Raw genomic sequence first — 19,830 nt, 5'->3', positions numbered from 1 at the left:
CAGGAGGTGAGACCCATGAATGCAGTATCCGCAATGGGTGCTCCCTCGCAGTCCACGATCGCGCGGCTGAACTAGCCGCCGCCGGGAGCGCCAACCAGGCAATTCGCGAAAGGCGACTCCCATGAACACAACACCTTCCTCCCACCCACGCCCCTCCCAGGGGTCACTTCCCGGCCGCGCACTGGTCCTTGGTGGCGGCGGATCAACAGGCAATGCCTGGCTGATCGGCGTCCTGGCCGGCCTCGCCGATGCCGGTCTGGACGTGACCCGGGCCGACCGGGTCATCGGTACCTCCGCCGGATCCACGGCCGCAGCCCAGATCGCCGGGGCGCCCCCGGCTGAACTGTATGCCGCCATCCTGAACGCGCCGCTGCCGCCACAACGCCGCCCTGCAGTCGGCCATGCCCCTGCCACGCCGGCTTCCGACCATCTGGAGCGGACCGGCAAAATCATTGCCGCCGCCAAGGATCCGGCCGACATGCGCCGCAGGATGGGTGCGGTTGCCCTGGAAATGGCGGCTGCCCGGAACCCGTCAACGCCGACCGCTCCAATGCAGGACAGCGCGTCGCCTGCAGGGTCACACCAAGACGGTCCAGGGCAGGAGAGTTCTGCCCAAGAGAGCTCAGCCCAGGGCGGTTCCCTCCAGGAGCAGTGGCGCGCAACGGTTGCCACGCGTCTCCCCACGCTCGAATGGCCGCAGCACGAGCTGCTGATGACCGCGGTGGACGCCCACAGTGGCGACCCGGTGGTGTTCCACCGGCACAGCGGCGTGGACCTGGTGGACGCCGTGGCAGCCAGCTGTGCCAGCGGCTTCGCGTACGGGATCGGGAACGGCAGCTATATCGACGGCGGCTACCGGCGCAACGAGAACGCCGACTTGGCTGCGGGGTGCGGGCGGGTTCTGGTCCTGTCGCCATTCGGCGGCAGGACACGGATGCCGCTGGAGTGGAAGATGCAGCTCGCAGCGCAGGCCGATGAGCTGCGGGCCAGCGGCAGCGTGGTGGAAACGGTCTTCCCGGACGCCGGCTCGGAACACATGTTCGGTGCCAACGCCATGGACCTGCGGTTGCGCCCCGCCGCCGCCCAGGCAGGCTATAACCAAGGAAAGGCCCTTGCCGGGCGGCTTGCCTCCTTCTGGAGCTGACGCCGGCGGGGACGCGTTCGTCCCCGGGGCACGTTCGACGGCGGGTAGGCGCCCGCCGTCGAACGTGCCCCGCTACAGCGTGGCCAGGAAGTCCTCCGCGAACCTCTTCACGCCGTCCCATTCGGTGTAGACGTAGTCCCGGGACGTATCGGTGTCCAGGGAGCCCTTGTCGCCGGCAATCTTCTTCATGATGAGGCGCTTGATGAACCCGTAGTGCGTGTACAGCAGGGCGCCCCCGAACAGTGCCACATGGGCCGGCCGCCAACCGGTTTGCTCCTCGAACTCCCGGACGTAGCTCTCGGCGTTTTCGGCATCCCCGTGCGCGGCCAGGCTGACGGAGAACAGGGCAGACGGGAGGCGCTCAAGGGTTTCCCGGTTCTTCCGGACAAAATCCTGGACGTACTCCTCGTGCTTGCCCATGTGCACCGATGCCCCCACCAGGACCGCATCACATCCGGGCGGGATCGAGTCACCTGCCTGCTTGATGTCCGCAACACGGGCCTCGTGCCCATGCGCCTGGATAACGTCCCCGATGAACTCGGCGATCCTGGCCGTCTGGCCCTCGGTGGTCCCGTACGGGATGTAGATGCTGCCCATCGTGGGCCTCCTGGTGGTGTCCGGATCGGTCCTGTATTACCTTGCCGAATTCCCGGTCCGTGGCGTAGGGCCCAACGTCCCGGAAGTTTTAGTGCATGAGCCTTTGGCGTTTCTCCGCGGGGATGACAAAAGGAGCGAAGAATATCGGGGACGGTCAAAATTATGAATTCTCCATAACTGGCGAAGTCACGTTGTTGGCCCCTATTTCGCTGCCGGGCCAAGCCCCAGGCCGGGCAGGACGGAGGGACTGGCTAAAAAGGTAAAAGAGCGTATGGTGGCCGTTAACGCGAGAGAAGGGCGTGGTTCCGGTGTCTGGAAAATCAAAAGGCGGAGCGGCCAAAAAGGTCGGCAAGTCGATCCTTGAGAAACGTGCCGAAAAAAAGGCGAAAACCGAAAGCAGTGAGCTTCACGTTATAAAGCAGCGCAAGAACCACCCCTGACCAGGCGGCCGGCCAGGACTCCTAGTCCGTCTGGCTGCCTGTCGGCCGCCCGCGCTACTCCGGACCCTTGTCGATGACGCAGAACCGGTTGCCGTCCGGATCCTCAAGCACCACGAAGTCCGGGTCCTCAGGGTACATATCCCAGTCCACGTGCTTGGCGCCGAGGGAGACCAGCCGCTCCACCTCCGCGGCCTGATCGTCCGCGTAAAGGTCCAGGTGGATCCGCGGGTAGGCCTGGACCCGGGTTTCGCTCAGCATCAGTGACAGATGAGCGCCGGGGCCCGACGCCGGCTCGAGGGTCACCCAGGTTTCGTTGCCAGGTTCCCGGGGGACATAGCCGAGGGCGCCATGCCAGAAGGCGGTGGCGGCGGCGACGTCGTTGACGCCGAGGACGATGGTGCCGATGGTCAACATCCGCCCAGCCTAAACCGGGCGGCCGCGGCCCGGCTAGACTCGCCTGCATGGGGGAAAACAACACACCTGGGGAACACCAACCGTCCAAGCGCGCCAAACTGCCCGCCGCCGTCGTGCCCTGCCTCGGCCTGGCGGCGGTGCTGGTCGGCTGCCTCGTCGCGTACCTGAACCGCGACTTCACCGGCTGGGTTGCCTACGCTCCATTGAGCAACCAGCCTTTCAGCGCCAACGGCGCTGCGTTCATCACGCAAGGCACGCAGGCGGGCCTTGCTGTTGCCGGCGTGGGACTGCTGGTGCTCGCGTTCTGGGCAGGCGTGGTTGCGGGACGTCGGGCCGGCTCCGGCCGCCGCTAGCGGGGGAACACCGCCAGGTCCTGCACGCCGTCAGCGGTGGCAACGGGGACATGGATCTCGGGAAGTTGCTCGAACGCCGGTTTGGCGAACCAATAACCCTGGAGCAGGCGGACACCGGCTGAGTGCAGCACCCGGTATTCCGCCTCCGTTTCGATGCCCTCGGCGAGCACCGAGATGTCGAGCTTCCCGGCGATGGCCACGATGCCGGCGACCACTGCCTGCCGTGCGGGACTGGCGTCGATGCCGCGGATGAGCTTCATGTCGATCTTGATCAGGTCCGGCTGGAAGTCGACCAAGAGTCCCAACCCCGCATGGCCGGCCCCGAAGTCGTCGATCGCCGTGATGAAGCCGTGCTTGCGGTATTCGGTGATGATGTTGGTCAGGTGGGCGGTGTCGGTGACTTCTTCGTTCTCCGTGAACTCGAACATGATCGAGGACAACGGGAAGTCGGCTTTCGCGGCCGCAAGCAGCGTCGCGCGGAGGCAGGCGGCCGGTTCGTAGACCGCGTTGGGCATGAAGTTGATGGAGAGCATCAGGTCCTCGCCGGCCGGGAAGAGCCGCGCCGCCAGTTCGATGGCCTTGACGCGGCAGTCCTGGTCGAAGCGGTACTTCTGCTCCGGGGAAACCCTCCGCAGGACCTCGTACGCGCCTTCGCCCGCCACGCCCCGGACCAGCGCCTCATAGCCCCACACCCTGCCGGCAACAGCGTCATAGATCGGCTGGAAAGCCATGCTGAAGTCGAAATCAAGCCGTGAAGATGTGGTGCAGCCGTCGCATGCCAAAGTTGGGGTCCTCTCGAATGGTTACTCAAGAGTAGGACACAGCCGGGCAGGTGCGCGGGATAATCCTTTCGCTGTTCAGCCAGCATCAGATGATGCGTCGGATAATTCCGACATATACTGTCTTTGTGCTTCCTGATGTTTTTGCCGCCGTGTCCAACCCGGCGCGGCGCGTCATCCTCGACGACTCCGGCAAGGGCCCCGAACGGCGGGAGAACTCACGGGGCTGCTGGACCTCAGCCGCCCCGCCGCCTCCGAGCACTTGGCAGTCCTGCGCGAGGCGGACCTTGTCCGGGAAGAACGCCAGGGCAGGAACAGGGTGTACCACCTGCAGCCTGCCCCCCTCGCCGAGATCGGCGGTTGGGTGAAGCACTTTGAGCACTACTGGAACCAGCGGCTGGATGCGCTGGCCGACCTTCTGGACGAGGAGAAACCGTCATGACAGATAACGCCATCCGGCTCGAACGCCGCTTCCCGCACCCCGCCGCGGCGGTCTGGGCCGCACTGACCACACCCGAACTGCTGGCACGGTGGTGGGCGCCGGGCGACATCGCACCCGCCGTGGGCCACCGCTTCACCATGGACATGGACTCCTGGGGCCGGCAGCAGTGCGAGGTACTCGCCGTGGACCCGGGCACGTCCATCAGCTTCCTTTTCGCCGAAGGCCAGCTGGACACCACCATCACCTGGCGCCTGGAGCCCATTGACGGCGGCACGATCCTCCATTTCGAGCACGCCGGCTTCCGCCTCGATACCCCCATGGGCCGCCATGCGATCGAAGGCATGGGCAACGGCTGGCCGGGCCTGCTGGCAAGGATTGACGGGCTGCTCGCCGAGGTCTCCTGAGATCGGCGCATACCTGCTACGCTCCACGTAGTTGGCCCGTCGATGAGCCTTCAGGCGGCCACCAGCCACCAGCAGATTCACGTGTAAGCGGGGTATCCAGCATGGCCGTCGCGGAAATCCAGGTGGACCAGCGCGTGATCGGAATCGACTCCCGGCGGTTCGCCTCGGTGGAGAAGGCGCTGGTGGAGCTGATCACCAACAGCGACGACAGCTACGCGCGCCTGGAAAAGGCCGGCGGCCAGGTCACCGGCAGGATCGTGGTGGGCTATGAGCGCCACCACGCCGGCGCGGTCCTGACGGTCAGCGACCAGGCGGAAGGAATGTCCTTCGAGCAGGCCGGCCGGATCCTTAGCTACGGCGGCGCACACAGCCCCCTGGCCCGCGGCGAGGGCGCCGGTCGCGGGTACTTCGGGCGCGGACTGAAACAGGCCATCTTCGGACTGGGCCACGGCTGGATCGAAACCATCCAGGGCGGCAGGTTCACCCGCATCGACGTCTTCCGGGGCGAAAACGGCGGCTACCTCTACGACGACGACGGCGCCGACCGCGAGGCCTTCCCTGCGGATTACGCCCGGCTGGGAATAGACGACGGCGGGATCCCTGCCGACGTACGGAACGGCACCAAGGTGACCATCGTCGTCGACAATCCCCGTGCCACGATCACGCAGCAGGCGACCCTGCTGCAGCTGCTCGCGGACAACATCTACCTGCGCGACGTGCTGGGCCGCCGCAACGTGGAACTGGTGCGCGGGACTGCGGGCACCGACGGCTACAGCAGGGACGCCATCCGCTTCGAAGAACCCCCGGCCGCCACGCTCATCGGCCCGGACCGTCCCGGAACCTTCACCGTTGACGGCGTGGATTATGCCTTCACCGTCACGCTCAAGCGGGCCAACGGCGTTGAACTGGCCATGAAGGGCGACGATCGCACCGCCGGCCTGGTGGTGGAATCCGGTATGGCCGTCCTGGACTGCCAGATGTTCGACTACGAAAACCAGGTAGGCACGGAGTACCTTTTCGGCACTGTCAGGTGCCCGGCGCTGACTGAAATGCTGGGCCGGGGCAAAGCAATCATCAGCGACGAACGCGAGGGGCTGAACCCCAAAGATCCGTTCGTTGCCGCCTTCTCCGCCGCCGTGAGCCGGATGATCGCCGGCGCCGTGCAGGCAGAGAAGGAAAAACTCACCCACCTGGAACGCGCCACCACCTCCGGACGCACTGCCGAAATGATCGAACACCTGCTGCAACACATGAGCGCTGCCGCCGTCCTGGACCTGGGCCTGGACACCGGACCAGTCCGCGATGCCGGAACTCCGGGAACCGGGGAGCCGGCGTCCGCGGCGCTGCGGTTCACCACGCCGTTCTACTACCGCCCGCCGGGGCATCCGTTCCATGTGGCCCTGCTGCTGGATCCCGGCCAGCTCCCCGCCGGCGGGACCCTGGAATTCGATGTGGACCTGCCGGCATCGATCCGCCTGGTCCCGGTCCCGGTGTCCATTCCCGTTTCGGGTGTCCAGGACACAACCCGGCTTGAATGGACTGCTACCGGGGACCGGCCCGGAGACCAAGGGGAGATCACCGTGCGTGCCGGGGACTACTGGGCGCTCAGCGAAATCGTCATCGCCGAACACGCCTCACGTCGAAGCGCGGACCAGCCGCCGCACCCTGCCGTCCCCGGTGCCGGTACCCCGCCGGGCGCGCGCCACCAGGCCCACCGTCCCGGCCGGGACCACGGCGTTGACCTCTTCACCGGCTACGACTTCCGCAACCTCCACAACAGCACCGACCGGGCCGTTTACAGCGAGGCGGAGCGCAAAGTCATCATCAACACCGCCGCACCCACCGTGCAGCTGTACGTCGATGGCCGCGGCCGGTTCCGTGACTCCGCCCGGCTGTTGCTGGCCGAGTTGTTCCTCGACGTGATCTCGGAGGAACTGGCGCGGCGCCGGGTGGAACAGAACGGCCACGCCAGCGACCTTGACGCCTTCCGAAAGGCCAAGCGCAGCATCATCGGCCGCTACGGCAGTGAGGTCCACCGGACGTTCCTGGGGTGACACCGCGTTGCTGGGGTGACACCACGTAGGTGGGGTGCCACCGCCAGCACCGCTTCAGGGCTGGAACCGGTAGCCGATGCCCGCCTCGGTCAGCAGGTGGCGGGGGTTTCCGGTGTCCGGCTCGAGTTTTCGGCGCAGCTGTGCCATAAAGACGCGCAGGTAGTTTGAGTCCTTGGCATAAGCCGGACCCCACACATCGGTCAGAGCTTGCCGGTGGGTGATCAACTTTTCCGGGTTCCGCACCAGGATCTCCAGGATCTTCCACTCAATGGGCGTCAGCCGGACATCCGCTCCCTCCCGGCTCACCCGGTGCTTGGCCAGGTCCACCGTGAAGTTCTCCGTGACCACCACCGGCTCCGGTGCCTGCAGGTCCGCGGACCGGCGCAGCAGCGCACGCAGCCGGGCCAGCAGTTCATCCGGTCCGAACGGCTTGGTCAGGTAGTCGTCCGCGCCGGCATCCAGGGCTTCAACCTTGTCCTCCGAGGTATGCCGGGCCGAGAGCACCAGGACCGGGACACGGCTCCATTCCCGCAGTTCCTTGATCACGGTGACGCCGTCGATGTCCGGCAGCCCAAGGTCCAGGATCACCAGGGCCAACGGATTCTGGGTGGCGGCCAGGAGAGCTGACCTCCCGTCAACGGCAGTGGTGACCGCGTAGCCGCTGGTTTCCAGGGCAAGCTTCAGGATCCGCAGCAGGTGCGGGTCATCATCCACTACCAGGACGCCCGTCACTGCTGATCCGCCCTTGTTGCCTGGAACGGGGCCTGGTGGATCTGCCGGGCCAGGAACGACTGGGGCACCACGGGTGCCTGTCCGCGGGTTCCGTCGTCGGGAAAGCCGGTGGACAGCGGTATCCGGATGACCATCGTCAGTCCGCCGCCCGGGGTCTCCTCCGCGGTCAGCGTGCCGCCCATCGCCTCGGTAAATCCCTTGGCTACGGCCAGGCCCAGGCCCACGCCGGTGGTCTGCGGAATATCATCCAGCCTCTGGAACGGACGGAACATCTCCACCACTCTCTCTGCCGGAACGCCTTGGCCGTGGTCGATGATACTGATCTCTCCGGCCGGCTGCCCCTTCAGCGTTGTGTTGCTCAGGCCTCCTGCGCCGCCCACCACGGCAATATCGGAACCCGGCGCGTACTTGACCGCGTTCTCCACCACATTGGCGATCACCCGCTCCAGCATCCCGGGGTCCGCCTCGATCTCAGGCATATTCGGCGGCAGTTCCACCCGAACCCTGCCCGCGGGGACGGACCGGAGGGCGCTGGGGATGACCTCGGACCAGCGCACGGGCCGCAGGAGTGGCTCGGCCCCCGGGGAGCTGAGCCGGGACATATCCAGCAGGTTCCCCACCAGCAGGTCCAGCCGGTCGGAACACTCATCAATGGTCTGCAACAGCTCGTGCTCCTGCTCCGGGGCGTAGTGCCGGTCCTTCTGCAACAGCATGCCCACCGAGAGCTTGATGCCGGCCAGGGGAGTGCGGAGGTCGTGGGAAACCGCGCGGAGGATGGACGTGCGCATCGTGTTGCCCTCGGCCAAGCGCAACACTTCACGGCGGCTGTCGGCCAGCTGCTGCCGCTCCAGTTGGGCGGCAAGGTGGACGCCGAACGCCGCCAGCAGCCTCCGGTCTCCGGCGGGAAGCGCTCGGCCGAACAACACCAGCCGTGTGGCGGGATCGATGTTCTCCGTCGTTTCGGTGCCTGCATCGCCAGGGAAGGGACCGCCGGAACCCGTGCTGGAAAATCCCCTTGGTCCCACCTCTGCCGGCACCTCGCCGGCGCCGGCAACCAGCCGCCAGGCCGCCGTCGTCCGTTCATTGCCCTCCGGGCCGCTGCCGTACAAAGCTGCCCCGCGGACGCTGAAGACGTCGAGGGCCTGCTGCAGCAGGTCCTTCACGCCATCCTCGGACCGGACGGCCCCGCGGGTGAGGTCGGAGAGCGTGGTGGCCTCGGCGCGGGCCCGTGAGGCCTCCTTGGAGCGCCGCGCGGAGAGGTCCACCACCACGGCGACGGCGGCGGAAACCCCTACGAAAACCAGCAGGGAGAAGAAATTGTGGGGATCGCTGATGGTCAGGGTGCCCACGGGAGGCGTCGAGAAGTAGTTGACCAGCAGGCTGCTCCACAGGGCAGCGAGCACCGCCGGCCACAGGCCGCCAACGAGGGCCACCGTGACCGAGCCGGTCAGCTGCACCAGGATGGCGGTGGCCACGCCGGGGTCCGGGTCCAGTGCCAGCAGGAGCTGCAGGACCACCGGCAGCACCGCGGCAAGGATGAAACCCACCGTGACGCGGACGCGGCCCAAGTCGCGCTCGCGCCGTGGACCGGCTCCACGGCCGCCCAAGGGGTGGGACACCATATGGACGTCGATGTCCCCGGAATCGCGGACCACCCGCGTGCCGATGCCCCCGCCCAACAGGCCGCCCACCGTGCCCGCGAACTTGCCGCGCCGTGAAATGCCCACCACGATCTGGGTGGCGTTGACGCTGCGCGCAAAATCGAGCAGGGCCGCTGCCGGGTCCTCCCCGGCCACAATGTGGTAGCTGCCGCCCAAGTCCTGGATCAACCGGCGCTGGGCTTCCAAGGACTGCGGGGACTCATGGACCACCCCGTCCGCCGCGCGGACATGGACCGCCAGCAAGTCCCCGCCGTTGACCCGGTTAAGGATCCTGGCCCCGCGCCGGATCAATATCTCGCCCTCCGGTCCGCCGGTCAGGCCAATGACCACCCGCTCCCGTGCCGGCCACGTCGCCTGGATGTCGTTGTCCGCCCGGTACCGGGCCAGGCCCTCATCAACCCTGTCCGCCAGCCACAGCAGGGCCAGTTCCCGCAACGCGGTCAGGTTTCCCAGCCGGAAATAGTTGGCCAGGGCGGCGTCCACCTTGTCCGGGGCGTAGATCTTTCCCTCGCCCAGGCGCTGGCGCAGCAGTTCGGGGGAGATGTCCACCAGGTGGATCTGGTCTGCGCGGCGCACCACCTCGTCGGGCACCGTCTCGGCCTGCCGGACCTCCGTGATCGTGCCCACCACGTCACCCAGCGAGGCGAGGTGCTGGATGTTGACGGTGGAGAGGACGTTGATGCCCGCGTTGAGCATCTCGTCAACGTCCTCCCAGCGTTTGCCGTGCCGGCTTCCCGGAACATTTGAGTGGGCATATTCGTCCACCACCGCAGTGGCCGGGGCACGGTGCAGGACCCCGTCCAGGTCCATTTCCTCGAATTCGGTGCCGCGGTAGGGCAACCGCCGGGGCGGGATGGTTTCCAGGCCCGCCATAAGGGCGCGGGTTTCGGCCCGGCCGTGGTCAAGGGCGAACGCGATAACCACGTCCTCGCCCCGGTTGGCCAGCCGGTGGGCTTCCTCGAGCATCTCGTAGGTCTTGCCGACCCCGGGCGCCGCCCCGAGGAAAATCCGCAGCGTTCCACGTGCCATGCCGTTATTCTTCCACTCCGGCAACGCCGCTCAGGACCGCGGCGGTCCGGCCGCCGCCACGTCGAGGTTGAGCCCCGTGACGTTGACGGTGGGCTGGCCCAGGAATGCTGCAAGGCCACTGCTGGTGTTCTTGTCCACCAGTTCCTGGACCACCTCGGTGCCCAACTGGTGGGCGGCGGCAACCCGCGGTACCTGGAGCCGGGCGTACTCGGGGGAGATGCCGGGATCCAGCCCCGACCCGCTGGCGGTGACGGCGTCCGCGGGGACGTCGGACGGCTGCACCCCCTCGGCCTCAGCTATGGCGGCACGGTTGGCGTTGACGGCATCGGTCAGCTTGGCATCGTTGGGGCCCAGGTTGGAGGCCGACGACGACGCCGGGTCCCAGCCGACGGCGGAGGGACGGGCGTGGAACCAGGCGGGGTCCTGCGTGCCGTCGTCGTCCTTCACTTGGGCGATCAGCGCCGATGCCGCAGGTGCGCCGGCAACGTCGCGGAGGATGGAGCCATTCGCCTGGTACGGGGCAATCAGCTGCCCGACGCCAAAGACGGCGGCCGGGTAGGCGAGGCCAAGCACCAAGGTGGCGAGGACCAGGAAACGGATGGCCGTTCCCGACTGTCGGAGATAACCGGTGAGCGCGTTCATGGGGATTCCTAGCCGATGCCGGGGATGAGGGAGATGAGGAGGTCGATGATTTTGATGCCGATGAACGGGGCAATGAGGCCGCCGAGCCCGTACACCAGCAGGTTCCGGCCCAGGGCCTGGCTGGCCGAGATGGCGCGGTACTTGACCCCGCGCAACGCGAGCGGCACCAGGGCGATGATGATCAACGCGTTGAAGATCACGGCCGACAGGATGGCGGAGGACGGCGTGGCCAGGCCCATGATGTTCAGCAGCCCAAGCCCGGGGAACGTCGCCGTGAACAGCGCGGGGACGATCGCGAAGTACTTGGCGACGTCGTTGGCCACCGAGAAGGTGGTGAGCGCGCCGCGGGTGATCAGCAGTTGCTTTCCGATCCCCACGATGTTGATCAGCTTGGTGGGGTCCGAATCGAGGTCCACCATGTTCGCGGCTTCCTTGGCCGCGGGCGTGCCGGAGTTCATGGCCACGCCCACGTCCGCCGCCGCCAGCGCAGGGGCGTCGTTGGTGCCGTCCCCGGTCATCGCCACCAGGCGGCCCGCGGCCTGTTCTTTCTTGATCACCGCCAGCTTGTCCTCCGGGGTGGCCTCGGCCAGGTAGTCGTCCACCCCGGCCTCGGCGGCGATCGCCTTGGCGGTGACGGGATTGTCGCCGGTGACCATCACGGTCCGGATCCCCATTTGCGCAGCTCCGCGAACCTTGCCTGCATGCCAGGCTTCACCACGTCCGCCAGGTGGATGGTGCCCAGGACCCGTGCGCCGGCGGCGTCGGCCGTGGCAACCAGGAGGGGAGTGCCGCCCTGCGACGAAATATCCTGCACCTGGCGTTCCACCTCCCCGGGCATGCGGGCGCCCAGATCGGCGGCGAAACTGCCAACGGTGGAGGCCGCACCCTTCCTGATCATCCGGCCGCCAAGATCCAGCCCGCTCATGCGCGTCGTGGCCGAAAACGGGACCACAGCCAATGGCTCCGCGCCCGATTCCAGGGCGGCCAGGTCCGGGCCCAGCACGCCGTGTTCGGCCGCCAGGTCCACAATCGACCGTCCTTCCGGGGTTTCGTCCGCCAGGCTGGAGAGCCGCGCGGCTTCAATCAGCTCGGCCCGGTCAACACCCGCTGCCGGGTGGAAGTGGACGGCACGGCGGTTGCCGAACGTGATGGTTCCGGTCTTGTCCAGCAGCAAGGATGTGATGTCACCCGCCGTCTCCACGGCCCGTCCGGAGGTGGCCAGAACGTTGTGCTGGACCAGCCGATCCATGCCCGCGATCCCGATGGCCGGGACCAGCGCGCCGATGGTGGTGGGGATCAGGCAGACCAGCAGTGCCACCAGGACAATGGGCGACGGCGCCGCGCCGGCAAGGGCGGCGAACGGGGCCAGCGTCATGGTGACGACGAGGAAGACGATGGTCAGCGACACGAGCAGCACGTGCAGCGCGATCTCGTTGGGTGTCTTCTGCCGGACCGCGCCCTCGACGAGCTGGATCATCCTGTCGATGAAGGTCTGGCCGGGTTCGGCCGTGATGCGGACCACGATCCGGTCGGAGAGCACGCGGGTGCCGCCGGTGACCGAGGAACGGTCGCCGCCCGATTCCCGGATCACCGGCGCGGACTCACCGGTGATGGTGGATTCGTCCACGCTGGCCAGGCCTTCGATGATCTCGCCGTCGGAGGGGATCACATCACCGGCCTCGCACACCACCACGTCGTTCAGGCGCAGTTCCGTGCCCGGTACTTCCTTGGTGGTTCCGTCCGGCAGCCTCAGCCGGGCCTGGACTCCCTTGCGGCCGGCGCGGAGGCTGTCAGCCTGCGCCTTGCCGCGGCCCTCGGCGATGGCCTCGGAGAGGGTTCCGAACAGGACCGTGAGCCAGAGCCATGCGGTGACGGTGATGCCGAAGACGGACGGCCGGAAAACGGAGATACCCGTGCAGAGCGCGGCCCCCACCAGGACGGTGAACATGACCGGCGAGTGGATCATCTGGCCCGGTGCCAGCTTGCGGACCGCGAGCGGCAGGGCCGCGCCGACCACGGCCGGCGTGAGTTTGGCGGGTGCCTTGGTGTGGTGCTTGTGCGCGCCGGGGGTGCCGAGCGGATTTCCGTCGGCGAAGGTTTGGGTTTCCGCCCCGGGGGCGGTGTCCATGGTGGACCGGGTCATTTCAGGAGTCCTTCTGCGAGGGGTCCCAGGGCGAGGGCGGGGAAGTAGCTCAGGGCGGTCAGGATGACTGTCACGCCCAGCAGCAGTGTGCCGAACAGCGCGCCGTGGGTGGGGACGGTGCCGGTGGAGGCGGGAATTCGGGCCTGCCGGGCCAGGGAACCTGCCAGGGCAAGAACCAGGACGATGGGCAGGAACCGGCCCAGCAGCATGGCCGCGCCAAGCATCGTCGAAAGATAGGGGCCGGAAGTGGTGATGCCGCCGAATGCTGAACCGTTGTTGTTGGCGCCGGAGGTGAAGGCGTAGAGGACCTCGCTGAACTGGTGCGGTCCCGTGGCCGGAGCGCTGGCCATGGCATCCGGGAGCAGGACGGTGATCCCGGCCAGGGTGAGCACCAGCAGCGGTGTCACCAGGATGTACAGGGCCGCAAGCTTCATCTGGGTGGGGCCGATCTTCTTGCCCAGGTATTCGGGGGTGCGGCCCACCATGAGGCCGCCGATGAACACGGAAATGATGGACAGGATGAGCAACCCGTAGAGCCCCGACCCTGTGCCGCCCGGTGCCACTTCGCCGAGCATCATGTTGACCATTGCCACGCCACCGGCCAGGGGCGGCAAGGAATCGTGGGCAACATTCACCGCGCCCGTGGATGTGAGGGTGGTGGAGGCGGCGAAGATCGCGCTCGACGCCGGGCCGAAGCGGCTCTCAAACCCTTCGCCCAGTCCGCCGGCGGCGGCCGTCGCGGTCCCCTGCGCGGTGGCTACTGCCCAGCCGGTCAGCGCGGTGGATGCCAGCCACAGCGTGGCCATGACGCCGGCTACAGTGTGCCCCTGCTTCTGGTCGCCCACCATCCTGCCGAAGGCATACGGCAGGGCTGAGGGGATCAGCAGGATCAGGAACACCTGGAAGAGGCTGACCAGCGCGTTGGGGTTTTCGAACGGGTGGGCCGAATTGGCGTTGAAGTAGCCGCCGCCGTTGGTGCCGAGGACTTTGATGGCTTCCTGGGATGCCACCGGGCCGCCCGGGATAACCTGTGAAACTCCGGTGGCGCTGTTGGTCACGTCCGTGGGTGCGAAGTTCTGCACCACACCGCCGAGAACCATCACCAGGGCGGCGAGGGTGGCCAGTGGCAGCAGGACCCGGAATGATGTCCCGGCAAGGTCTACCCAGAAGTTCCCCAGCCTGTCCGTCCGGGTTCGGGCTATGCCGCGGATGAGGGCCACGGCCACCACGATGCCCACTGCTGCCGAGAGGAAGTTCTGGACGGCCAGCAGGAGCATCTGGACGGCAACGCCGACCGTGGATTCGGGTGCATAGGTTTGCCAGTTGGTGTTGGTCACGAAGGAGATGGCGGTATTCATGGCCACCCACGGGTCAACTCCGGGCAGCGCCGGGCTGCCGGGAAACAGGCCTTGTGCCCGTTGAAGGCCGAACACCGCCAGGATGGAGACGGCGGAGAACACCAGGACGCTGCGCAGGTATGTTGGCCACGCCTGTTCGGTGTGGGCGTCCACGCCGGCGAGCCGGTAGAACAGCCGTTCCGGGCGGCTCGAACCGGTGCCGTCGAAGACGCGCGCGAGGTAGAGGCCCAGGGGTTTGTGGGCGGCGGCAAGGGCCAGCACCAGGGCCGCCACCTGGATGAGGAAGGAGGGAGTGTTAAAGGCCACCGGCCGTTCACCACTTCCCGGGCTTGATCAGGGCGGCCAGCAGGTAGCCGAACAGGCCCAGCCCTGCCAGCAGCAGGATCAGCCACATGAGTGCGTCCCCGTTCACTGGCCGTCCTCCGCCTTCTCCTGGCGGGCCGCGGCGGTCAGCAGGTGACCGATCCACATGACGAATCCCATGCAGGCCGCGAAGATTCCAATTACAGCCACGTCGGCCATCAGGTTCCTTTCACTGGTGCCCCGGAAGCGGGGCCTGGTTCCAGTGAATAGCCCGTTGTGGCACTGTAAGGCGGGCCTAACGGATCCTTAACGGCCGGGACGTGAATCTGTAACGCGGATTTAATGCGCGCGGACGCCCCGGAAGGAACGGCGGGTTGGCGGGAAGCTCAGGGCCAGTCGGCGCGGGCGAACCGGACCTGGCTGTGCAGCGTAAGGAGGAAGTCGGATGACCATTCGGGGACGTCAGGCTCTGCGTTTACCTCGGGCACGGATACCTGATCCGCGGCCTGGTTTGCAGCGCCTTGAGGATCTTCAACTGAGCTTTTCACGCGTCCCCCTCGACAAGCCTGTATGCACACCTTAGGAGCCCTCGAATGGCGGGGGAAGAGGGTTAATCCACAGGCGGGATAAACTGCGCAAATCTTGAGGATCGAGCGCGAGCCCGGGGGTGGCGGCGTCCAGGAGCTCACCTTCCGGCATGCTCGAAAACAGTGCCGAAGAAGGCGGCCAGGGCGTCCGCTTTGGACTGTGATGCGGACTGCGAGGTGGTTCTGCCGGCCGCCTCGATGGATAGCGTGCCCCTGCGCGCTCCGGCCCGGACGTGCCATTCACCGGTGCCGTCGGCGAGCTGATAGGCAAGCGCGTAGCTCTGATCTGCGGCGATGCCGAGGTTCAGCGGGGAGACAGAAGACCACGTCCGGCTGCTACCCCCTGGCAGGCTCTCCTGGACGCTGGTGCATCCCCGGAGTTGCTCGTTGCGGGTGTCGAACGGCAGCGGGGGTGCCTGTGCCGAAGGCATGCTGATGACGGTGAAGTCCGTGTAGTCCAGCTTGCCCGCCCCCTGGATTTGGCCTTGGCCGTAAACGGAACCCGCCAGCGGCGCTGTGTAGGACTCGTCGTTGATGGTGCAAGGTGAACCGGGTGCCGGCGACGTGGCCCCGGGCGTAAAACCGGGGGACGCGCCCAGGACCGTTGCCTGCGGCAGGCTCACGGGCTCCCCGTTGGGGCCGGTGATGCCTTTGAACAGGTCCACCAGCTGGTCCGGCGTCAGGGAGTTTGCCGGCGGTGCCGCCACCGCCGGCATGGCCTTCGACGCCTGGGCCAGGAGTTCCTCTGCCAGCGCAGCCATGGCCTCAAGGGCGGGCTTGGCGTCAGATTCGGAGTTGAGGGTGGCCACGGCGAGGCTGAGGCTGATGGACAGGGTCCCCTTCAGGACGCGCAATCCCACGGAGCCGAAATCCCCGGGACCCTTGGGCTTGGTGACCTGCATGAAGGCGTGCTGCTTTTCCCCCACCAAGGGAGCGGCGAGCAGTTGGACGGCATAGGTGGAGGTCCGTCCCGACTCGGTATACGCGAGGTCGAACTGGCCGCAACGGGAGGTCAGCTCGTCCTGGTAGCCGAAATCCGCCGTGGCGATGGCGTCCTTTTCCGCACTCCTGAGCACCACCATGATGGTGCTGGTGGGGCCGGACTGGCCAGTCACCGGCGGCATGGCACCGTCGGCAAAATTGACGGCCTTGTCCGCCCACCGGGTGAAGGGATCCTGGGGAACGAATGCGAGGCATTCTCCGGGCGTAGCTGCCATGCTCGTCGGTGGAAACGATCCGCCGGAGGCGCCACTTCGCAGGCGGGTTGAATCCTGGGCCGCGGGAAACGGCAGGTTGCGGGCCTGGCCCACGCCATTGATGATGGCAGCGAGTTCGGCATCCGTGAAGGGCCGGGAGGGCGAGTCCTGCGATTCTGTGCCTGGGACCGTGGACATCGCCGGCGTGGGCTGCGGGCTGTCCGGCTGCCGGCTGCTGCCCGGCGCCACACTTCCCCCTGATGAACAGGCCGCCAAGGTCAGCAGGACCGCCATCATGGAGCCGAGCCAGCGGCGGCTGGTCCTTGCCGGCATCGCGCCACCCTGCCTCATTCAACGAGCAGCCATTGGCGGGCTCCTCTTCAGCAACCAACCTAGGTTCGCTGAGGCGGGTGGGGCTAGGGCCGTAGGACCCGGCCGGGCGCCCCGCCACTGACGACTGCTGCGCCGCCCGGGCCCGCCAGCGGGATGATTTCCATCCTGCCGGCGGGGCCGGCAAGCACCAGGACGTGCCGTGCCGCCACGCTGCCCAGCATTTCCGCCGCCTCCGCCGTGAGCTCCTCCAGGGAGTGCGGAAGGGCGGACGACGGCGTGGGGCCGGGACCGCCGTCGTCCGTCCGCAGCCAGGTGGTCACCTTGGCTCCGCCAACGGCGGCAGCGATGCCGCGGGCCAGGGCCTCGGGGTCTACGGTGCCTGGCGGATAGCCGCTGACCAAGGTGATGTGCTCGATCACCCGCTTGCCCGCCGGGGCCGCGGCGGCGAGCAGTGTCCGGTCATGCCGCCACAATGCAAAGTGGTATCCCGCCACGAGCCCGGCCGCCACCAGGAGGCCCAAGGGGGCGCGGATCCGGTCCAGGACGCTCCCGGCCGTGATGTCACTGAGCAGGAACTCGAAGAGCCGGTAGCCGATCACCAGCAGCGTGACCAGGGCAACGACGGCACTGACTCCGAAGAACGCCACCAGGTAGACGCGCCGCCCGGGCGGGATCTGGTCCGCCGTCCGGGGCTGGTGCCGCGGTTTCCACGCCAGCCACCAGACCGGGCCGCCCACTGCCAGCGAGCTGATGCCGCCAAGGAGCAGGGTGCGGGTGGCGCCGCCCGCCAGCGGCGAGACGGCGGCAGCCAGCAGTGCGTTGACCACCACGCCTACCCCGGAGGCTGCTGCCGCCAGGGCAACGGCGGATGTCACCAGGAGGCTGGCACGCCGGGTCGGGGTGGAACGCCGGACGGAGGCCGTGCGGTGGTAGCGCCAGATCACGGCTCCGATGACGGCAGCCGCGATGGCCGGGGCCAGCGGCTCCAGCAGGATATTCAGTTGATCGGTCCGGTCAAAGGCCAGCCGCAGCACGACGAACAAGGCCACGCCCAGGCCACCCAGGGCGGTGATGCCGGCAACGAAGATGCCGACGGCGATGATGGCAACGTCCACCAGGCCGGTCCGAAAACGCCGGCCGCCCTCGTGGAACCAGTGCCACCACCACACCAGTGCTCCGCCGGCCGCCCACAGCACTGACCGCAGGACATCGAACCACCAGGGTTCAAAGGACGCTGCTGCCGTGAAACCGCGGATGGCAATGTCCAGCAGCGCGCTCAACGCCGCAATCGCCGCGCCGGCGCCCAGCACCAGGCCAAAAACGGAGCCGACGACGGCCCGCACGTCCTCGAGGTGGGACGAGGGCTTGCGGGGGTGCTTCCACATCCACCGGTGCCACACCCAGATGGCGGCCCAGACCAGTCCGTTGGCCAGCGGGGACGGCCACTGGGTGTCCCGCGCACCGATGAAGGAGGAGGCGAGGTCCAGCAGGGAGGTGGTGGCGATGATGAGCGAGACGGCGTACATCCCGGTCAGGTAGAAGCCCCAGCCCGCGGCGGTGCGCTCGGCTTCGTCGTCGAGGCGCCGCCACACGAGCCACCACAGCAGCAGCGCCAGCGGCCCGCCGATCAGGGTGAAGGCGAGGGAGAGGGCCAGCCCGGCCACATCACCGGAAACCAGCGTGGTTGCCGTCCGGAAGAGCCGCTCGAGGAGTCCGCCCAGCCCCGAGGCGGCAATGACCACCAAGGCAAAAAGCAGGCCGTACATGATCAGCCGGCGGAGGGTGGCCAGGCTGCCGGCGGGGGCGGGGGTGGCGGTGCGTTCCGGGGCGCTCATGGCTTCACCGGAACTGCCGTGCAGGCCATCAGGGGATACGGCGCCTGGTCGATCATCCATTGTCCGTTCACCTTCAGGAGCGAGAAGGCGTCCTCCATTTCATACTCGGACGGACCAAACGGGCCACGTTGGGGGGACTGGACGATCGAAACCCGTACGGTGGCCGAATCGGTCCGCTCCGTCGTCGAAATCAACACGATGCGGGACGGGCGGGGTTCGCCGGAATAGGAGCCGTAGCACCTGCTGCGGGCACCTGAGGTGAGGAATTGTTCCGCGGTGGGAATGTCGCCGTCGATCACTGCCCTGCTGTACCGCTGGACCACTCCGGCGGGGCTGGACTGGTCCAGCGGGGCCGGCTCGCCGCGGGTGAACACCACCGCCAGGGCAACCACCACCAGCAAGGCCACCATGCCCAGCAGTGCGAGGAGGATCCGGTCCGGTCTTCGTGGTGCTTCTGTAAGCGCTGCGTCGTCCATGGCACGAGTATGGATCCGGGCAGCCGCTGTCACCTGTGTCTTTAGGCCCGTTCCGGGCAGGGGTCAGAGCCAAAATTCAACATAATTAAGAAAAAGCGTTGACTGGGCAGAAATCTTCACTATAGTTGTGTGAGTTAGCTCACCGAGTGAAAGACAATCGATGACCACCGAGAGTAGCACCACCGCACCTCCAGCCACCAGCGAACTGCTGGCCACGGTTGGAAACAAGGTGCGGGCCATGCGCAAGGAGAAGGGCATGACCCTCGCCAAGCTCTCGGACATCACCGGACTCAGCCAGGCGATCGTCAGCCAGATCGAACGCGGCATGGCCAACCCGTCTTTCACAACCCTTGCCCAGCTGGCCCATGGACTGGACATTCCCGTGGGAAGGTTCTTCATTGGCCAGGAACAATCCAAATCCCCCGTCGTGCGCAGGTCGGCACGGCGCAACCTGAAAAACGTCACCCGCGAATCCGTCGGCGAAGCAGTCCATGAACTGCTCACCCCGGACCGCGACGGCACCATCGAAGCGCAATGGATCAGTACGCCCCCAGGGCACGACACCAGCGCGACACCTTTTACCCACAGCGGGGAAGAGTTCTGCTACATCATTTCGGGCCGCAAGGACGTCTACTTGGACGGCGTCTGCTACAGCCTGGAAGAGGGCGACTCCATCACCTACCCGGCAGAGACCCCGCACTGGTACAAGAACAGCTACGAAGAGGTATGCGTAGCCATCTGGGTGAACGCACCACACAAGTGGTAGGCATCCGGGTCCCCGCCGGCGCCGACGTCCACCCTTAACTGCCCGGACCCCGCACGTGGCCCCGGACAATCCTTGCCACCTTCGCAGCATGCGCATCCTCCAACAGGCGCCGCTGCGTCATACCCTCCTGCGTCGTTCCCGG

Annotated in this window: 18 protein-coding genes and 1 pseudogene; 6 read left to right on the top strand and 13 right to left on the bottom strand. The window is 67.2% G+C overall.

The features are described 5' to 3' along the window. Positions 1–121: 121 nt before the first annotated feature. Positions 122–1,144, top strand: coding sequence for a patatin-like phospholipase family protein (locus ACX5I6_RS02070; RefSeq protein WP_461839292.1), 1,023 nt, complete (start codon positions 122–124; stop codon positions 1,142–1,144). 72 nt (positions 1,145–1,216) lie between these two features. On the opposite strand, the gene ACX5I6_RS02065 is transcribed toward ACX5I6_RS02070, so the two are convergent. Together ACX5I6_RS02065 and ACX5I6_RS02060 are read right to left on the bottom strand one after the other, a co-directional pair. Further along, positions 1,217–1,741, bottom strand: a complete 525-nt coding sequence (locus ACX5I6_RS02065; RefSeq protein ID WP_461839291.1) for a flavodoxin domain-containing protein — start codon at positions 1,739–1,741, stop codon at positions 1,217–1,219. Between the two features lie 494 nt (positions 1,742–2,235). Beyond that, positions 2,236–2,595: a VOC family protein gene (locus tag ACX5I6_RS02060; protein ID WP_461839290.1), complete on the bottom strand. Its 360-nt coding sequence runs from the start codon at positions 2,593–2,595 to the stop codon at positions 2,236–2,238. A gap of 47 nt (positions 2,596–2,642) precedes the next feature. Here ACX5I6_RS02060 and ACX5I6_RS02055 point away from each other — a divergent pair, with 47 nt between their 5' ends. Further along, a complete protein-coding gene (locus ACX5I6_RS02055) occupies positions 2,643–2,948 on the top strand; it encodes a hypothetical protein (RefSeq protein ID WP_461839289.1) in 306 nt (101 codons plus the stop codon). On the opposite strand, the gene ACX5I6_RS02050 is transcribed toward ACX5I6_RS02055, so the two are convergent. Continuing rightward, positions 2,945–3,679 carry an EAL domain-containing protein gene (locus ACX5I6_RS02050; RefSeq protein ID WP_461839288.1) on the bottom strand — a complete coding sequence of 245 codons (735 nt, stop codon included), beginning with the start codon at positions 3,677–3,679 and terminating at the stop codon, positions 2,945–2,947. The genes ACX5I6_RS02055 and ACX5I6_RS02050 overlap by 4 nt on opposite strands. 274 nt (positions 3,680–3,953) lie before the next feature. On the opposite strand from ACX5I6_RS02050, the gene ACX5I6_RS02045 reads away from it, so the two are divergent. From ACX5I6_RS02045 to ACX5I6_RS02035, 3 genes are all read left to right on the top strand, one after another. Beyond that, positions 3,954–4,169 carry an ArsR/SmtB family transcription factor gene (locus tag ACX5I6_RS02045; RefSeq protein ID WP_461841648.1) on the top strand — a complete coding sequence of 72 codons (216 nt, stop codon included), beginning with the start codon at positions 3,954–3,956 and terminating at the stop codon, positions 4,167–4,169. Continuing rightward, positions 4,166–4,573, top strand: a complete 408-nt coding sequence (locus tag ACX5I6_RS02040; RefSeq protein WP_461839287.1) for an SRPBCC family protein — start codon at positions 4,166–4,168, stop codon at positions 4,571–4,573. Before ACX5I6_RS02045 ends, ACX5I6_RS02040 begins: the two co-directional genes overlap by 4 nt. A 101-nt stretch (positions 4,574–4,674) precedes the next feature. Then, on the top strand, positions 4,675–6,627 hold the full coding sequence (locus tag ACX5I6_RS02035) for an ATP-binding protein (protein ID WP_461839286.1): 1,953 nt from the start codon (positions 4,675–4,677) through the stop codon (positions 6,625–6,627). 54 nt (positions 6,628–6,681) lie between these two features. On the opposite strand, the gene ACX5I6_RS02030 is transcribed toward ACX5I6_RS02035, so the two are convergent. The 10 genes and pseudogenes from ACX5I6_RS02030 to ACX5I6_RS01985 form a co-directional block, all read right to left on the bottom strand. Then, positions 6,682–7,359, bottom strand: coding sequence for a response regulator (locus ACX5I6_RS02030; protein WP_461839285.1), 678 nt, complete (start codon positions 7,357–7,359; stop codon positions 6,682–6,684). Then, on the bottom strand, positions 7,356–10,049 hold the full coding sequence (locus ACX5I6_RS02025; protein ID WP_461839284.1) for a DUF4118 domain-containing protein: 2,694 nt from the start codon (positions 10,047–10,049) through the stop codon (positions 7,356–7,358). The genes ACX5I6_RS02030 and ACX5I6_RS02025 overlap by 4 nt, the downstream gene beginning before the upstream one ends. Before the next feature lie 30 nt (positions 10,050–10,079). Next, positions 10,080–10,691, bottom strand: coding sequence for a potassium-transporting ATPase subunit C (locus ACX5I6_RS02020; RefSeq protein ID WP_461839283.1), 612 nt, complete (start codon positions 10,689–10,691; stop codon positions 10,080–10,082). An 8-nt stretch (positions 10,692–10,699) separates the two neighbouring features. Next, positions 10,700–12,834 (bottom strand): annotated as a pseudogene (gene kdpB / locus ACX5I6_RS02015) (potassium-transporting ATPase subunit KdpB). After that, positions 12,831–14,498, bottom strand: a complete 1,668-nt coding sequence (gene kdpA / locus ACX5I6_RS02010; RefSeq protein WP_461839282.1) for a potassium-transporting ATPase subunit KdpA — start codon at positions 14,496–14,498, stop codon at positions 12,831–12,833. The pseudogene kdpB and the gene kdpA overlap by 4 nt, the downstream one beginning before the upstream one ends. Positions 14,499–14,505: 7 nt before the next feature. Next, on the bottom strand, positions 14,506–14,604 hold the full coding sequence (locus ACX5I6_RS02005; protein WP_018760959.1) for a potassium-transporting ATPase subunit F: 99 nt from the start codon (positions 14,602–14,604) through the stop codon (positions 14,506–14,508). Between the two features lie 277 nt (positions 14,605–14,881). Next, the gene (locus tag ACX5I6_RS02000; RefSeq protein ID WP_461839281.1) at positions 14,882–15,043 is read right to left on the bottom strand and encodes a hypothetical protein; all 162 of its coding nucleotides are present in this window, start codon (positions 15,041–15,043) and stop codon (positions 14,882–14,884) included. A 137-nt stretch (positions 15,044–15,180) separates the two neighbouring features. Beyond that, positions 15,181–16,611, bottom strand: coding sequence for a hypothetical protein (locus ACX5I6_RS01995; protein ID WP_461839280.1), 1,431 nt, complete (start codon positions 16,609–16,611; stop codon positions 15,181–15,183). A gap of 83 nt (positions 16,612–16,694) precedes the next feature. Next, positions 16,695–18,446 carry a DUF5671 domain-containing protein gene (locus ACX5I6_RS01990; RefSeq protein ID WP_461841647.1) on the bottom strand — a complete coding sequence of 584 codons (1,752 nt, stop codon included), beginning with the start codon at positions 18,444–18,446 and terminating at the stop codon, positions 16,695–16,697. Then, a complete protein-coding gene (locus tag ACX5I6_RS01985; protein WP_285248372.1) occupies positions 18,443–18,922 on the bottom strand; it encodes a hypothetical protein in 480 nt (159 codons plus the stop codon). The genes ACX5I6_RS01990 and ACX5I6_RS01985 overlap by 4 nt, the downstream gene beginning before the upstream one ends. A gap of 160 nt (positions 18,923–19,082) precedes the next feature. On the opposite strand from ACX5I6_RS01985, the gene ACX5I6_RS01980 reads away from it, so the two are divergent. After that, positions 19,083–19,688 carry a helix-turn-helix domain-containing protein gene (locus tag ACX5I6_RS01980; protein ID WP_018760963.1) on the top strand — a complete coding sequence of 202 codons (606 nt, stop codon included), beginning with the start codon at positions 19,083–19,085 and terminating at the stop codon, positions 19,686–19,688. The last annotated feature ends 142 nt before the right edge of the window (positions 19,689–19,830 follow it).

It is taken from the genome of Arthrobacter sp. MMS24-T111 (assembly GCF_054888995.1).
Note: the sequence above shows the minus strand (reverse complement) of the source record. Positions and strands in the feature narration are given on the sequence as shown.

Excerpts from the sequence above, each read along its gene's own strand:
- ACX5I6_RS01990 (WP_461841647.1), bottom strand. The coding sequence starts at position 18,446 with ATGAGCGCCCCGGAACGCACCGCCACCCCCGCCCCCGCCGGCAGCCTG.
- ACX5I6_RS02040 (WP_461839287.1), top strand. The coding sequence starts at position 4,166 with ATGACAGATAACGCCATCCGGCTCGAACGCCGCTTCCCGCACCCCGCC.
- ACX5I6_RS01980 (WP_018760963.1), top strand. The coding sequence starts at position 19,083 with ATGACCACCGAGAGTAGCACCACCGCACCTCCAGCCACCAGCGAACTG.
- ACX5I6_RS02060 (WP_461839290.1), bottom strand. The coding sequence starts at position 2,595 with ATGTTGACCATCGGCACCATCGTCCTCGGCGTCAACGACGTCGCCGCC.
- ACX5I6_RS02070 (WP_461839292.1), top strand. The coding sequence starts at position 122 with ATGAACACAACACCTTCCTCCCACCCACGCCCCTCCCAGGGGTCACTT.
- ACX5I6_RS02055 (WP_461839289.1), top strand. The coding sequence starts at position 2,643 with ATGGGGGAAAACAACACACCTGGGGAACACCAACCGTCCAAGCGCGCC.
- ACX5I6_RS02035 (WP_461839286.1), top strand. The coding sequence starts at position 4,675 with ATGGCCGTCGCGGAAATCCAGGTGGACCAGCGCGTGATCGGAATCGAC.
- ACX5I6_RS01995 (WP_461839280.1), bottom strand. The coding sequence starts at position 16,611 with ATGCCGGCAAGGACCAGCCGCCGCTGGCTCGGCTCCATGATGGCGGTC.
- ACX5I6_RS02025 (WP_461839284.1), bottom strand. The coding sequence starts at position 10,049 with ATGGCACGTGGAACGCTGCGGATTTTCCTCGGGGCGGCGCCCGGGGTC.
- ACX5I6_RS02050 (WP_461839288.1), bottom strand. The coding sequence starts at position 3,679 with ATGGCTTTCCAGCCGATCTATGACGCTGTTGCCGGCAGGGTGTGGGGC.
- ACX5I6_RS01985 (WP_285248372.1), bottom strand. The coding sequence starts at position 18,922 with ATGGACGACGCAGCGCTTACAGAAGCACCACGAAGACCGGACCGGATC.
- ACX5I6_RS02020 (WP_461839283.1), bottom strand. The coding sequence starts at position 10,691 with ATGAACGCGCTCACCGGTTATCTCCGACAGTCGGGAACGGCCATCCGT.
- ACX5I6_RS02065 (WP_461839291.1), bottom strand. The coding sequence starts at position 1,741 with ATGGGCAGCATCTACATCCCGTACGGGACCACCGAGGGCCAGACGGCC.